At 56.1% G+C, this 15,544-nt stretch carries 14 protein-coding genes; 2 read left to right on the top strand and 12 right to left on the bottom strand.

Features of this window, described 5'->3' with window-relative positions; all coding sequences use genetic code 11:
* Positions 1-18: 18 nt before the first annotated feature.
* From NHG65_RS24710 to NHG65_RS24760, 11 genes are all read right to left on the bottom strand, one after another.
* On the bottom strand, positions 19-1,917 hold the full coding sequence (locus tag NHG65_RS24710; RefSeq protein WP_099063436.1) for a bifunctional metallophosphatase/5'-nucleotidase: 1,899 nt from the start codon (positions 1,915-1,917) through the stop codon (positions 19-21).
* A 149-nt stretch (positions 1,918-2,066) separates the two neighbouring features.
* On the bottom strand, positions 2,067-2,813 hold the full coding sequence (gene rsmJ / locus NHG65_RS24715; RefSeq protein WP_499182775.1) for a 16S rRNA (guanine(1516)-N(2))-methyltransferase RsmJ: 747 nt from the start codon (positions 2,811-2,813) through the stop codon (positions 2,067-2,069).
* Positions 2,814-2,821: 8 nt separating this feature from the next.
* Positions 2,822-4,864 (bottom strand): oligopeptidase A, encoded by a 2,043-nt coding sequence (gene prlC / locus NHG65_RS24720; RefSeq protein ID WP_499182776.1) that lies wholly within the window; start codon positions 4,862-4,864, stop codon positions 2,822-2,824.
* Positions 4,865-4,955: 91 nt separating this feature from the next.
* Positions 4,956-5,597, bottom strand: a complete 642-nt coding sequence (locus tag NHG65_RS24725) for a GntR family transcriptional regulator (RefSeq protein ID WP_499182777.1) — start codon at positions 5,595-5,597, stop codon at positions 4,956-4,958.
* Positions 5,598-5,690: 93 nt separating this feature from the next.
* Entirely contained in the window at positions 5,691-6,968 is a 1,278-nt protein-coding gene (locus NHG65_RS24730; protein ID WP_275881007.1) for a TRAP transporter large permease, read from the bottom strand.
* Positions 6,965-7,435 carry a TRAP transporter small permease gene (locus NHG65_RS24735; RefSeq protein ID WP_085119929.1) on the bottom strand — a complete coding sequence of 157 codons (471 nt, stop codon included), beginning with the start codon at positions 7,433-7,435 and terminating at the stop codon, positions 6,965-6,967. Before NHG65_RS24735 ends, NHG65_RS24730 begins: the two co-directional genes overlap by 4 nt.
* A gap of 54 nt (positions 7,436-7,489) precedes the next feature.
* Positions 7,490-8,476 (bottom strand): C4-dicarboxylate TRAP transporter substrate-binding protein, encoded by a 987-nt coding sequence (locus tag NHG65_RS24740; RefSeq protein WP_207979793.1) that lies wholly within the window; start codon positions 8,474-8,476, stop codon positions 7,490-7,492.
* A gap of 46 nt (positions 8,477-8,522) precedes the next feature.
* Entirely contained in the window at positions 8,523-9,536 is a 1,014-nt protein-coding gene (locus NHG65_RS24745; protein ID WP_237520846.1) for a zinc-binding alcohol dehydrogenase family protein, read from the bottom strand.
* Between the two features lies 1 nt (position 9,537).
* Complete coding sequence (locus NHG65_RS24750; RefSeq protein WP_499182778.1) at positions 9,538-10,311, bottom strand: SDR family NAD(P)-dependent oxidoreductase; 774 nt, start codon at positions 10,309-10,311, stop codon at positions 9,538-9,540.
* A gap of 10 nt (positions 10,312-10,321) precedes the next feature.
* Positions 10,322-11,398 carry a mandelate racemase/muconate lactonizing enzyme family protein gene (locus NHG65_RS24755; RefSeq protein WP_499182779.1) on the bottom strand — a complete coding sequence of 359 codons (1,077 nt, stop codon included), beginning with the start codon at positions 11,396-11,398 and terminating at the stop codon, positions 10,322-10,324.
* Between the two features lie 232 nt (positions 11,399-11,630).
* A complete protein-coding gene (locus NHG65_RS24760; RefSeq protein WP_499182780.1) occupies positions 11,631-13,076 on the bottom strand; it encodes an amidase in 1,446 nt (481 codons plus the stop codon).
* A 105-nt stretch (positions 13,077-13,181) separates the two neighbouring features.
* Here NHG65_RS24760 and NHG65_RS24765 point away from each other — a divergent pair, with 105 nt between their 5' ends.
* Complete coding sequence (locus tag NHG65_RS24765) at positions 13,182-14,093, top strand: LysR family transcriptional regulator (RefSeq protein ID WP_499183507.1); 912 nt, start codon at positions 13,182-13,184, stop codon at positions 14,091-14,093.
* On the opposite strand, the gene NHG65_RS24770 is transcribed toward NHG65_RS24765, so the two are convergent.
* The gene (locus tag NHG65_RS24770; protein ID WP_499182781.1) at positions 14,094-14,498 is read right to left on the bottom strand and encodes an ASCH domain-containing protein; all 405 of its coding nucleotides are present in this window, start codon (positions 14,496-14,498) and stop codon (positions 14,094-14,096) included.
* Between the two features lie 135 nt (positions 14,499-14,633).
* Between NHG65_RS24770 and NHG65_RS24775 the strand changes: the two genes are divergently transcribed.
* Positions 14,634-15,476 (top strand): 23S rRNA (adenine(2030)-N(6))-methyltransferase RlmJ, encoded by an 843-nt coding sequence (locus NHG65_RS24775; protein ID WP_099063426.1) that lies wholly within the window; start codon positions 14,634-14,636, stop codon positions 15,474-15,476.
* The last annotated feature ends 68 nt before the right edge of the window (positions 15,477-15,544 follow it).

Genomic DNA, 15,544 nt, shown 5'->3' on the forward strand with positions numbered 1-15,544 from the left:
CCGAGCCCGTAATCATTCTCAGGCTTTGTTAATCGCCTCAATAATCACCAACTGGTCACTCAAACGCTTTTTCGCCACCGGATCACTGGCGGCAGTTAACTGCGCCTGCAGCGCAGCCTGTTGCTGTTGACGTGCCAGTGGCTCGCTGAGCAGCAACCCTTTCACGTTGAATGACGCCACGTTGCCGTAACGCCCATCTTCGCTGGTAGGTACGCTAATTTTGCCGTCGTTCAGCAGTTTTTCGACGATCTTGCGCTCGCGGTCATAACCTTCCAGCCCGACCAACTGCCAGCGCTGTACCGCCTGCCCCTGATACTGGCCTTTCTTCACCTCGGTCAGATAACGAATGGTCAGATTACGGATGGTGCCCGCCTCTTCGCCGTATTCCACCTTGCTGTCAGACAGCACCGGGAACTGCATGCCTTCCAGCGCGCCGCCTTTTTGCGTCAGGTGCCCCATGCGGTAGCTGTTCATCCCCAGACGGATTGGCGTGCTGTCTGTCACCGGCGTGCCGTCGGCCATCCGCAGGTCACGGATGCGCTGCCCGGCCGGCTGGCGCAGGTCAATTTTGTAGGTCACGCCATCGAAGAAATCATTGGTCGAGTATTTTGATGCGCGGCGCTGCGGGTTGAAACTGTAGGTCACGTCGCCGTCATGCAACTGATTGAAGTAGCCCGCCGACCATTCCATGTACTTCTTCAACTCTTTGCCGCTGAGCTGATAAACGGTGATCTCGCCGCCGGCATATTGGTAGTTGAAGGCGATGTCCTTGGCGGTAATGGTACCGACGTTCAATTTTGGCCGGTCGTTATCAATCTGCAGCGCGATCACCTGCGCCTTTGGTGCATAGTAATGCCCGGCTTCCTGATACAGCTTGCTGATGCCGGTATCCTGCACGTGCACCTGCGGAATGCCTTTCACTGCATCCGGCGGCACCAGATCCTGACCGCTGAGCTGGGCAATCGGCCGATTGGCGTTGGCCCGCAAAATCTTGTGGTACGGCTGATAAATCTCTTCCAGCTTTTTATCAGACGTGATGCCTTTGATCGGATAGGTATAGCTGTCTTTGTTGATCAGCACGTACTTGCCGTTGTGCTGCTCAAACTGCAAATCGATGCGTGACAGCGCGCGGCCATATTTGTCCGGTTCGGTGACGATCACCCCGTTAATCACTTCTTTGTCGACTTTTACATGCATATGCCCGGCGACGATCGCCGCCAGTTCCGGGTTAGCCCGGGCAATATCACCCACGCCGGTGCCCGGTCGCTGGTTCTCATTGTCGATCCCCATGTGTGCCACCAGCACGATGGCGTCCACTTTCCCCTGGATCTGCTGGATCACCTGCTTCACTGCCTGGACCGGGTCGGTAAAGTTCAGTCCTTTCACCCGGTCGGTGCCTTTGGCGAATTCGGCAGTCATTGGCGTATCCATGCCGATAATGCCGATTTTTACCCCCTGGCGTTCGATGATTTTATACGCTGGCAGGTAGGGCTTGCCGCTGTCCCACAAAATATTACCAGCCAGTGCCGTGCCCTTGAACTGGTTCAGTGAAGTGGAAAGCGGTTTGAGGCCGAAGTCGAATTCGTGGTTGCCCATCACCCAGACGTCATAGTCCAGCGCGTTAAAGCCGAGGATCATCGGGCTGGTTTTGTCGTTCTTAAAGGTCTCGACAAAGTTGCCCTGAATGGTGTCACCGGCATCCACCAGGATCACATTCGGCTGTTGGGCGCGCACCTGATGCACCTGGGTGGCAATTTGGCTCAGGCTGCCGGCCAGATTTGCGGTATCGGTGGAGTAATCCCAGGGCACAAAGGTGCCGTGCAGATCAGAGGTGCCAAGAATGGTGATATTGACAGGTTCAGAGGCCATCGCAGAGGTACCCAGGCAAAGCAAAACGGCAAGGAGTGTCTTCTTCATTATCATCTAATTATAGGAGTGGAAATGAACAGGAATCATGCGATCTGGTTGGCATTTTTGCCAGAGGGATTTCAAGCGGATTCAGAGAATTGGGAGGTAGATCAGATTGAACCGCGAACTCAGCATGCTGAGCCCGCGGGCATAAAATTTTACAGGGGCATATATATATCGAAACGATGACTTTTCGTCGTCGACGCCGCATGCGCCTGTACGTTAGCCAACGGCGGGGCGTAATCCGGGCGTTTCACCACCACGCGCTTGGTCGCCAGGCGGCGTGCCGGTTCCAGCAGGCCATCGGCGTCATCGTCGCTGCCCACCAGCGACTGGAACACCCGCATCTCTTTCTTTACCAGCGCACTTTTCTGCTTATGCGGATACATGGGATCGAGATACACCACCTCCGGGCGTGGATCAATATCACCCAACGCCGTCAGGCTGGAGGCGTGTAACAGCGTCATGCGTTCACGCAGCCACGGGCCGATCTCCGCATCCTGATAGCCGCGCTGCAGGCCGTCATCCAGCAATGCCGCGACCACCGGATTACGCTCCAGCATCCGCACCCGACAGCCCAGAGACGCCAGTACAAAGGCATCACGCCCCAGACCGGCAGTGGCATCCACCACATCAGGCCGGTAACTGCCCTTGATGCCGACCGCCTTCGCCACCGCTTCACCGCGCCCTCCGCCAAATTTGCGCCGATGGGCCATAGTGCCGGAGACGAAATCGACGTAGATCGCCCCGAGTTTGGGTTCGTCACGCTTGCGCAGCTCCAGCCTTTCGGGCGTCAACACCAGCGCCATCAGCGCCTCGTCGTCCGAAGTTAACTGCCAGCGTTCCGCCAGAATAGACAAGGCGCCGGGATCGGCGCCTTCTTCACACAATAAACACACGCTCACCGGTGGGGTTATCCTTTAATACCGTAATGGCGCAGCATAGCATCCAGCTGCGGCTCACGGCCACGGAAGCGTTTGAACAGTTCCATCGGTTCTTCCGAACCGCCGCGCGACAGGATGTTGTCGAGGAAGGATTTACCGGTTTCGGCGTTGAAAATGCCCTCTTCCTCAAAGCGCGAATAAGCATCGGCCGACAGCACTTCAGCCCACAGATAGCTGTAATAACCTGCCGCGTAGCCCCCGGCAAAGATATGGCTGAAAGCATGCGGGAAACGACCCCAGCTTGGTGAAGGCACGACCGCCACCATTTTCTTCACTTCCGCCAGCGTTGGCAGGATCTGCGCGCCTTTTTCCGGGCTGTATTCAGCATGCATACGGAAGTCGAACAGGCCGAATTCCAACTGACGCAGAATGAATAACGCCGCCTGGTAGTTTTTGGCTGCCAGTAACTTGTCGAGCATCTCTTTCGGCAACGGTTCGCCGCTCTGATAATGACCGGAGATAAACGCCAGCGCTTCCGGCTCCCAGCACCAGTTTTCCATAAACTGGCTCGGCAGCTCGACCGCATCCCATGGCACACCGCTGATGCCGGAGACACCGGCGGTATCGATCTGGGTCAGCATGTGGTGCAGACCGTGACCGAACTCGTGGAACAGCGTGGTCACTTCGTTATGGGTGAACAGTGCCGGCTTGTCGCCCAATGGACGGTTGAAGTTACAGGTCAGGTAGGCGACCGGTTTTTGCAGTTCGCCGTTGGCCTTGCGCAGACTGCCAACGCAGTCGTCCATCCACGCCCCGCCGCGCTTGTTTTCACGCGCATACAGGTCGAGGTAGAAGCTGCCGCGCAGTTCACCACTGGCGTCGAACAGGTCAAAGAAGCGCACCTCAGGATGCCAGGTATCCACATCCTTGCGCTCTTTGGCGGTGATGCCGTAAATGCGTTTGACCACTTCGAACAGCCCTTCCACCACGCGCTGCTCCGGGAAGTACGGACGCAGTTGCTCGTCGCTGATCGAGAACAAATGCTGTTTCTGTTTTTCGCCGTAGTAAGTGATGTCCCAGGCTTCCAGTTCATCCACACCGTAATGCTGTTTGGCAAAGGCGCGCAGCTGTGCCAGCTCCTGCTCGGCCTGCGGACGGGCACGCTTGGCCAGATCGCTGAGGAAACCGAGCACCTGCTCCGGGTTTTCCGCCATTTTGGTCGCCAGCGATTTGTCGGCATAGCTGTCAAAGCCCAACAGCTGGGCCAGTTCGTGGCGCAGCGCCAGCGTTTCCGCCATCACTTCGCTGTTGTCCCACTTGCCGGCATTCGGCCCCTGATCGGAGGCTCGGGTAGCAAAGGCACGATACATCTCTTCACGCAGTGCGCGGTTGTCGCCGTAGGTCAGTACCGGCAGATAGCTCGGCATATCCAGCGTCAGCAACCAGCCGTCCTGCTCTTTGGCCTGCGCCATCGCCTGAGCCTGAGCCAGCGCGCTTTCCGGCAGACCGCTCAGCTCGGCTTCACTGGTGATCAGCTTGCTCCAGCCCATGGTGGCGTCGAGCACGTTGTTACTGTAGGTGGAACCCAGCTCGGACAGGCGCGCGACGATCTCGCCGTAGCGACGCTGTTTTTCCGGTGACAGGCCAATGCCTGACAGCTCAAAATCACGCAGCGCATTCTCTACCGACTTGCGCTGTGGCGCGGTCAGCTTATCGAACGCCGCGCCTTCTTTCAGGCTGCGGTACGCCTGATATAACCCTTCGTGTTGCCCTACCCAGGTGCCGTACTCGGACAGCAACGGCAGCGCCTGTTCATAGGCAGTACGCAGTTCCGGGCTGTTTTTCACCGAATTCAAATGCCCCACCGGCGACCAGATGCGCGACAGGAGATCGTCAGACTCAGCCAGCGGCTGACACAGGTTATCCCAGGTAAATGGCCCCGGCTGCGCGACAACGCGCTCTACCGCAGCGCGGCAATCGGCCAGGGCGGATTGCACCGCAGGCACGATATCTTCTGGGCGAATGGCGGAAAACGGCGGCAGGGAAAACGGGGTCAGCAACGGATTTGTCATAGGGCAGTCCTGATTAGCGTTGGGGCCCGCCGCAGCGGGCAGGCCTTAAAATGCGTATGAATATCTAACATGGAGCCAAGCAGCAGGAAAATCAATGATCGCGACTCAGGTATTCCGGTGCGATCTGTTGCAAATCATCAAACACTGACCAGACATGGGCCTTGATCAGTTCCCGTGCAGGCTGTGCCTGTCCACTGACGATCAACTGCAACAGTTGCTGATGTTGTTCTATCGATCGGCGAATACCCGCCACATTCACCGGTGAACACTGGCGAGCGCGATCCAGGTGGGCGCGATTGGCATACAGATTATCCCACAGCGAATCCAGCGCCAATTGGTCGACCAAGCGGTGGTGGAACTCCAGATCAATGTGGAACACAGTGGCATAGTCTTGCTTGCCAAAAGCACCAAGCTGGCTATCAATCAGTTTTTGGCAGGTTTTCTCCACCGCTTTACTGATACCGCTTAATGCCAATTGCTCGACGACCGCGCCTTCCAGCGCCGCACGGATAAAAGCGTTTTCTTCTACCCGTTTGACGTCTATCAGTTTTACCCGCGTATGCAGGTTCGGCACCATATCGATGAAGTTATCGTGCTTCAACAAAATCAAGGCTTCTCGCAATGGCGTGGGCGATACATTCAACTCGTGCGCGAGTTCGTTTTTTTCCAGAATCATACCCGGCGCAAACTCACCATAAATAATGCGTTCTTTCAGCCAATGGTAAATTTGCATCTTGACGGGTTTTTCCCGATCCAACCGCAACCGACTCATAACGGATCTCATAAGGGGTATTTCTGAAATAGTATTCTCCCACTGATTACAAAGCTATAGCCCCGGCAAAAAGGTCGAAACCGCCGGTACCAGCGTCACCAACAGTAATACCGTCAGCAATGCCAATAACATCGGCCAGACCTCTTTGATAAAGGCAGAAACCGGGGTACCAGTAATCGAATTGGCAATAAACATAATGGTGCCCATCGGCGGTGTCAGACTGCCAATCGCCAGGTTAAGAATGATCAGAATGCCGAATTGGATAGGATCGATCCCCAGAGCCTTCACCGTTGGCATCAGCAGCGGGACCAACACGATAATCGCCGCATTGCCTTCAATAAACATCCCCAGCACCAGTAAAAACAGGTTGAGTGCCAACAAGAACAACAGCGGGTTATCAGACAGTGACGTAATCATCTCCGCCACCGTCTGGGCGGTTCTTTCCCAACTCAGTATCCAGGCGAATGCGGAGCAGGCCATGATAATGAGCATAATACCCGCTGTGGAAGATACCGTATCCAACAGGGCCTCACCGATGTCGGCCACCTTCATCTCACGGGTGAAAAACAGGCCAATGCCAATGGCAAATACCACCGCAATCGCCCCCGCTTCGGTCGGTGTGAAAGCGCCAATGCGGATCCCGCCGATAATCACCAACACCAAAATAAGCGCCGGCATCGCCTGCCACAGCGCTTGCCCAAACTCGCGCCAACTCGGTGTGGCGGTATTGCCGGCCTGATAATTGCGCCGCCGTGAAAGATGACGAATCGTCAGCATCAGCGCCGCACAGCACAATATTCCCGGCACGATGCCCGCCAGAAACATTTTGCCGATCGACACATCCGCCACATAACCATAGATAATCAAGGCAATGCCCGGCGGGATGATCGGCGTGATCAACGAGCCCGCCGCCGTCACCACCGTTGCAAAACTCTTGCTGTAACCTTTGCGCGTCATTTCCGGCACCAGCATTTTGCACAGCATGGCACAGTCCGCCAGACTGGAGGCCGACAGCCCCCCCATCAGGGTACTGAGTAGCACATTGGCCTGCGCCAGTCCGCCATAAAACTTGCGCGTCAATAACTCCGCCAACGTCAACATTCTTCGGGTAATGCCGGTGTAATTCAACAGATTGCCCAGCAAGATAAAGAACGGGATCGCCAACAGCGTGGTGTTCTCACTGGCCCCGACGATCCTTTGTGCCGCAATGATCGGCGAGGGATCGCCCGCGAGGAAAAACCAGCTCAGTACCGCGAGGATCACACTGATGAATATCGGTAATTTGCTGATAAAACCCAGCAGTAAAATGATGCAGGAGATCGCTACCGTCATGATGATTCCTCCATACGTTTGTCGCGATAACAGAGGTTGACGACCAATTGCAGCACCATCAGCAATGACCCTACCGGGATCGCCATATCGATCCAGCGGTAACGAATACCGAGGATCGGGGTGATCTTTTCCCCCGCACCTTCGGCCAGCAGCAAACCGAGCCAGGCAAACGACAGCAAGACAATCATGCTCAACGCATCGTTCCAATAAAGCATCAATCGGCGGGCACCTGCGGGCAACAGATTGACAAAAACATCAATGCCGACGTGCTTGCGCCGCTTCATGGCGCTGACCGCCCCCAGCATGATGGCCCACAGATAGAGCGCTAATTGCAGCTCTTCCACCCAGGGCAATGGCGCATGCACCAGGTAACGCATCACTACCGCCAGTACCGTCACCGCCACAATCGCGGTCAACACCAGGCAGGCGAGAATATCGTCAAGATTAACCAGTAATTTACGTATCATGATTTTCACTCCCCCGGTGCAATGCAGCGGAAGTTATCGAGGAATCGCAGATAATTACTCTAAGTAACCTTGCAGTTTTTCATATAACCCCGGAGTCCATTCCGGGAATTGCTGATAGGCCGACTTTGACGCCTGCCGGAATAATTCCCGGTCAACCTCAATCACCGTCACGCCTGCCGCTTTCATTTTTTCCCGGTCTTGGCGGTCAGCCTGAATAATTAACTGAGTCATATAATTACCCGCTTCCTCACAAGATAGCGTTAACGCTTTTTTAATATCATCAGGAAGTTGGCTGTAATATTTCTGACCAATAATCAGTTGGGTGACATTATCAATATGCCCGGTCATGATCAGGTACCTAGCCGGCTCAAAAAGTTTTTGGCCGTACAGCACCGGGATCGGGTTTTCCGCGCCGTCGATCACACCGGTAGTCAGCGCGGTATACACTTCACCCAATGGCATTGGGGTTGGCGTCGCGCCCATCGCCTTGATAGCTTCAATAAAGATACGGCTGTTGGCGACGCGGATTTTCACGCCTTTCAGGTCCGCCGGGGTATGGATGGGTTTGTTCACCACCATCTGGCGGATACCGTACAGCCAGTTAGCCGCAAGGATATGAAACCCTTTGTCGTCCAATTGACGTGACAAATCAGCAAACCAGGGCGTTTTGGTCAGGGTGAAAATATCGTTGTAATCGCGCCCCAGATACGGCCCCATCATAATGCCGAAATCAGGCAGATAGTCGGCAAAGAACGCCCCATCTGCCAGGGTGATCATCGCGCTACCCAGCTTGATTTGCTCCATCACGTCTTTTTTTGATCCCAATGAGGAACTGGGGAACAAGACCAATTCCCCCTGACCGTTAGTTTTTTGTTTAAACAGTTCGGCCCATTTCTTTACCGCCAAATCAAAAGGTTCACCCGGGTTATTTTCATAAGAAACCCGTATAGTATATTTAGCTGAAATTGATTCCGTGCTGAAAACAAACAAAGAAAATAATGCGCAGGTCACTATGACCCACCGCTTAAGTTGTCCTTTCATAATAATTATCTCCAGTTCAATTATTCAGGTAACCGACTGCTGACGCTTAAAATAGAATGACCGACTTCACATTGCCTGGCTGATTGAGTTGTTCAAATTGAAATTGGTCTAATTCAGTGAAGGGTATTTCACGGGTACAGAGTTTTTCCGGGCTGATTTTTCCCTGCTGCAATAAAGTGATGACCTTGATGAAATCTTCGCCATCCGCTGCACGGCTACCGAGCAGATCCAGTTCCCGCTTATGGAAAGCCAGGTCATTAAAGCGCACCTCGCCGGTATGCAGGCCGACAAATACCAGCGTTCCGCCCGCCGCGATCCGCTCGACCTGGCGGTTCATTGAAGCAGGGTTACCCGTCGCATCAATGACGATCTGGGGACCATCCCCCTGGGTTAGCACCAGCAATTGTCGCTCAAAATCGCTATCCAATGGATTTAATACGTGAGCAAAACCATAGTGTTCTGCAGCAAAGGCCTGACGCTGTTGATCGGCTTCAGCCACTATCACTTCGGCCCCCAGGCTACGCCCGATATCCGCAACGCCTAACCCGATAGCCCCCGCCCCCACCACCAACAAGCTCACTCCCTGAGTCACTCCACTACGCCGTACCGCATGGGCAGCAATGGCATAAGGCTCAATTAACGCCGCCTGAAGATGAGAGATTCCCGTGACCGCCACCAGAGCATCCTCAGCCACCGTGACATATTCCTGCATCGCTCCGGTGCGATGGATCCCCATCACTGACAAAGAAGTACAGCACGTGGTGCGTCCGCGCCGACAGGCCACGCACCGCCCACAATGGCGATAGGGGATCACCACCACCTGTTGGCCAGGGTGATAGCGCGTGGCATCTTGCCCGCAGGCCACCACTTCAGCGCTGATTTCATGCCCCAGCACCGCCGGGTACTGCATCATCGGCTGACGGCCATGGAAAGCGTGAATATCCGAACCGCACACGCCCAGGGCGCACATTTTCAGCAACACTTCTGCGGCAGCCGGTTGCGGTATTGGCAGGCGCTGTTGGCTCAGCTGACCCGGTTTGACGCACACTAATACCTTCATGTCAGAAGCCATAGCTCAGCGCCCCCCCATCCACGGCAAAATCCTGCCCGGTGATGTAACGCGACGCCTCGCTGACCAAAAACCACACCATGGCACCCAGTTCTTCACGTGGGTGACCATAACGGTGTAGCGGCATCCGATTGATAATACGTTCCAGCCTCTGCGGATCGGCAACTACCTGCGTCATATTGGTCTGGATCCAGCCCGGCGCCACCGAATTGACACGGATGTTTTCCTGCGCCCATTCCACAGCCAATCCACGCGTCATGCCGGTGACCGCAGCCTTGGTCGAGCAATAAGGCACTACCTCGCTAAAGCCCAGATGCGCCGCCATTGAGGAAATGTTGACGATGCGGCCAATATGCGCCGAGCGGGTCAAATGCGGAAAGCAAAGCTGCGACAAAAAGAACACCGCATCAACGTTAATCTGGTGGATTTTTCGCCACCAGGCTTCATCAACCTGTTCGGCGCGCACACGCTTGGTAATGCCTGCATTGTTAATCAGGAAGTCGATCGCCCCTTCTGCCGCGACCCTATTGACGGCAGCCTGCAGTTGTTCGCGATCGGTAATATCCACTTGTATATCAACCACTCTGGGGTTCAATTCATAGTCAATGCCAGTGGTCTGCGTGGCCTCCAGACTGAAGTTGAACACCCGTGCCCCGGCATCCGCCAGCAGATGAGCAATGCCGCGCCCAATACCGGATGATGCACCGGTAACAATGCCGGTCCGGCCCTGTAATGAAAAATACTGAGTTAAAACGTCCTGTTTCATCGCCCTGTCCCTATTTGATTTCTGTCAGAGATGCCGGGTTAAAGTTAAAACCCCAGCCTGCACCCGAACGCGGAAAGGCGTAGCCGCCATCAATGGCCATCGGGTTATCGATAATGCTGTCGATCCAGTCGAAAGATTCCGCACCGTAAGGATTGGGGATAGTGCACAACAGCGGCACGTCATAATCCTTGTAGTAATGCGGCAATACCGGCAGGTGATGGGCATGTGCCAGCATCGCCGACTCACGCCAGGGTTCAACACCACCGATGCGGATCAGATCCGGTTGCCACAGATCCAGCGCATTACGGGCGATCAAAGCCTTGAGCGGTTCCATGTCATATTCCCGTTCACCCATGGCCAGCGCGATGCCGGTTTTCTGGCGCAACTGCTGATAGCCGTCGAAATCGGTATGCACCAAAGGTTCTTCGAACCAGTGAATGCCGATGTCTGCCGCCTGTGTCGATAACTTCAGCGCGTCCGGCAAGGACATCCCCTGATTGGCATCCATCATGATTTTCATCCCAGAGCCCACGGCTTCCCGCACTTTGCGCAAACGCATAATGTCCTGCTCGACTTCCGGCGAACCCACTTTGATCTTCACCGCCTGCAAGCCGCGCGCCTGGTATTCCAGAACTTCTTCCAGCAGTTCGGCCTCGCTATAGGACAACCAACCGCCACTGCCATACACCGGCACGCGATCGACGGTGTTACCCAACATCTTCCAGATCGGCTGTTGCAGGGTCTTGCCCCAGGCGTCCCACATCGCGACATTGAACGTTGCCGCCGCCCACTTCTGTAAGCCGTTGTGACCGAAGTATTCGTGCTCTGCCGCCACTTCTTGCAGGAATTTTCCGGTCTGCCAGCAGTGGTAACCCACGGCAAACTGCTGGAGATCTTTCATTGCACCGGCAATCGCCTCCGGCGAATAGTGGAACGAAAGCAAATACCCTTCCCCAGTGATGCCACTGGCCAGCACGACTTCGGCTACCACAAAGGAAATTTCATTGATGTAATGCGTGGAATCCGCGATAGGGCGGGATAAAGGCGAGACGGCTCGATAGAGATTGACCTGTTTTATTTTGTCCATTTTGCATACTCCAAAGTCGGTTAATGAATTAAAAACCTATTAAAACAAACGACTAAGTGACTTCATTGTCTGTGATCCCTGATGCAAAGCAACGATACACCGATATATTGGTTGATGCAAAAACAAACAAATCTAAAAGAGATCCCGTTAACAAATACTCCTGGCAGGCAGGGGAAGATAAGGCCGTACCTCGAGCCGGCCCATAGCCATTGAGAGAAGACAGGTAATCTAACTAGCGCAATGCATTCCCCGCCCAAATAGCAGGACGTCGCTGCTGCCAGGGCGCAGCCCGCTCCAGTTGACCCGCCAGTTGCAGTAACACATCTTCACGGCCAAAACCGGCAACAAATTGCATGCCTATCGGCAGGTTATGCTGCGGATCCTGCGCCAATGGCACCGACATCGCCGGCACGCCCGCCACGTTAAATACCGGCGTAAACGGCGAGTGATCGAATAAATGCGCTGTCCATTCCAGGCCGCTCATATCCGCCGTCCCTGTGCCGTAACGGCCAATGCGCCAGGGTAAATCGGGCAGGGTCGGGGTCAGCAGCAGGTCATACTGCTGGAAATAGGCAGCCACCGCGCGGGTCACCCGATTACGCACATCAAGTGCCGCGACCATATCCACCGCCCTGGCAGCCAGCCCGTAGCGGTAACAGGCCAGCGTTTCCGGCTCCAGCGTTTCGGTTGAGATCGGCCGCCCGGTTGCCTGACTCAGGCCATCCACCCAGCCGACCAGGTTGGCACACCAGATTTGCGCATTGGCGAACACCAGCTCTTGCCAACTGGCGCCGATCGCCATCTCAACCTCGCTAACCTGATGGCCCAATTCACTCAGCAGCACGGCAGTATCGGCCGTGGCCTGAGCGATGTGCGGATCGGTTTTCCCGCCGTTCCACGCCTGAGTCATCATGCCGATACGCAGACGGCCGGGTTCTGACGTGACCTGTGACAGCCAGGTCTGTGCCGGTGGTGTGGTGTAATAAGGTTCGCCGGGATGTGGGTGCTGCAGGGCATCCAGCAAGGCCGCGCTGTCACGCACCGTACGACTCAGCCCCAGTTGCACGCCAAAGCCGTTGAACACTTCATCCATCGCCGGTCCATGCGATACCCGCCCGCGCGTCGGTTTGAGGCCGAACAGTCCATTCGACGAGGCAGGTACGCGGATCGAACCGGCGGCATCAGTAGCGTGAGCGATAGGCACAATCCCGGCAGCCACTGCCGCACCGGCACCGCCGCTGGACCCTCCGGCGCTAAAATCCGGATTCCAGGGGTTACGCGTCGCGCCGTAAAGCACCGCTTCGGTGGTGGTGCTGAAGGCCATCTCCGGCGTGGTGGTACGGCCGAAGGTGACCAGCCCGGCGCGACGAATATTGCTCATAAGATAACTGTCCGTCGCCGCGATATGGCCCTGTGCCAACCGGCTACCCAGTTCCTGACGCTTGCCGGCCATGCTGATGGCGATATCCTTGATCAGGAAAGGCACGCCAGACAGTGAGCCTTCACCCTCCGGTGGTGGCGGCGTCCAATGTTCCACCACCGCATTAATCGCCGGGTTCACCGCCTCAACCGCGGCCTGCGCCGTCTGTTGCAGCTCCTGCGCACTGACTTCGCCGCGCTGCACCAGTTCGGCCAGCCCCAACGCATCGTAGCTAACGTACTCGCTCAGTTTCATCATCTCGTCCTTATCCGTTGCAGTTTCACCGGCTTTTCCGGCGTCCGTTCCACGGTAGGAGGATTGGAGCTATAGTTGAAATTGATAGATTTAATACGAGGAATAGTTATCAACAATTTAAAGCGGGTCGATCTCAATTTGCTGGTCACGCTGGAAGCACTGCTCAGCGAGCGTAACGTCACCCGGGCGGCGGCCCGTCTTAATCTGAGCCAACCTTCGGTCAGTATTCAGCTCGCCAAATTGCGTGAGATTTACCACGATCCCCTGCTGCTACCCGGCCCACGTGGCATGTTGCCCACGGCGCGCGCACTCGGCCTGCTGACGCCACTGCGCCAGACGCTGGCCGACCTTGGTCGTTTGGTGGCGCCGGAACATCCCTTTGATCCACTGCAGGCCGAAATGACCTGGCAGTTGGCCGCCGCCGACGCGGCTGAATATGCCATTCTGCTGCCGATGTTGCCCAAACTGCGGCTGGCAGCGCCCAAATCCCGTCTGGCGATCCGCGAAGCGTCGCCCAAAACCATGAGTCGTGATTTGGCCGACGGCGTGATCGACCTGGGTTTTCTGGCCCGTGAAGAAGCGCCAGCCGGGCTACGTCACCGCCAGTTATTTCACGAGAACTACCTGCTGGTGGGCCGCCGTGACCACCCATTATTGCAGACACCGCCTTCACTGGAGCAGTTCTGCCAGCTGGAATTTGTGATGGTTTCACAGGACGGCGGCGGTTTTCGTACCCTGACCGACACGTTGCTGGAGGCGCAGGGGTTGGCACGGCGGGTAGTGATGTCGCTGCCGCACTTCCTGTTCATTCCCACGCTGCTGGCAAAATCCGATCTGGTGGCCATGCTGCCTTCACGCATGCTGGGTGAACTGCTGGGCAGCCTGCGCACCTGCCCGGTGCCGCTGGCGCTGCCAGGCTATGACATGGTGATGGTATGGCATGAACGTTCGCACCTCGATCCGGCCCATAGCTGGTTGCGGGAACAGGTGGTTGCTGCGCTAAAGCAACCTGCCGCGTAACTAGAGGACCTCAACCAGGGCAAACTCTTCAAATACCAGCCACATTTGCGGCGAAAAGGTACCTTCGCGAGTAAAAAATGCCTGATGTTCCTCGCGCCAGAAGGCCAGGCTCTTATCCCCCTCGCCTTCCAGCGCGGCCATCTCGGCGGTGACGTCACAGTAACGAGTCAGCTTCAGTGAAAGCGTTCTGATGACGCAGGCGGGTTCACCCTGGCCATTAAGGATCACGTTATAATCCCCAACCAGCGGTGATTTCGCTTGTTGATAGGCGACATAGGAACCACAGGTTGCAGTTTTGTCGCCGTCGAGCACCCGTTGCAACAGCTCATCCGCCAGCGCCGGGCTGTCGCCAAATTGCCAGCGCGGTGCGCCGGGATAGTTAGCCAAAATAGCCGACTCGGTCATTGTCCTGCTCCTTGATAGAGGGTCTGTGGTAACGCATTCCGGTTTTTCCCGCCCAGACAGTTTATACTGTGCAGAATATAAGCCTTTATTCTGTTCAGCACGCTCCGTCGGGAGCACAAGGAATTACCACAAGCCATGTTAAGTTACCGCCACAGTTTCCACGCCGGCAACCACGCCGACGTGCTCAAGCACACCGTTCAAAGCCTGATCATTGAATCGCTGAAAGAAAAAGACAAGCCGTTCCTGTACCTGGATACCCACTCCGGCGCAGGGCGCTATCAGCTGAGCGGTGAACACGCCGAGCGCACCGGGGAATACCTGGAAGGCATAGGCCTGCTGTGGCAACGTGACGACCTGCCGGAAGAGCTGGCGGCCTACATGAGCGTAGTGCACAACTTTAACCGCGGCGAAAGACTGCGTTACTACCCTGGCTCGCCGCTGATTGCCCGCCAGCTGCTGCGTCCGCAGGATAAAATTCACCTGACCGAACTGCACCCGAGCGACTTCCCGTTGCTGCGCAATGAGTTCCAGAAGGACGAGCGCGCCAAGGTGCAGCGCGCCGACGGCTACCAACAGTTGAAATCCCAATTGCCGCCACTTTCACGCCGCGGGCTGATCCTGATGGATCCGCCGTACGAAATGAAAACCGATTACCAGGACGTGGTCAAAGGCCTGCAGGAAGGCTACAAGCGCTTTGCTACCGGCACTTACGCGCTGTGGTATCCCGTGGTGATGCGCCAGCAGATCAAGCGCATGCTGAAAGAGCTGGAAGCCACCGGCATCCGCAATATTCTGCAGATCGAACTGGCGGTCAGACCCGACAGCGACCAGCGCGGCATGACGGCCTCCGGCATGATCGTGATTAACCCGCCGTGGAAGCTGGAACAGCAGATGAAAAACGTGCTGCCGTGGCTGCACAAAATTCTGGTGCCGTCGGGCAATGGTCATCAGCTGGTGAACTGGGTGGTGCCGGAATAAGCTTCCGGGGCGCGGCCCGCCGCGCCTTTACCCCACCTATCACAGCCATCGACGCAATCTTTGCGACA

Origin of the sequence: Serratia myotis, from assembly GCF_027474885.1 — a bacterium.
Lineage (GTDB): Bacteria > Pseudomonadota > Gammaproteobacteria > Enterobacterales > Enterobacteriaceae > Serratia > Serratia proteamaculans.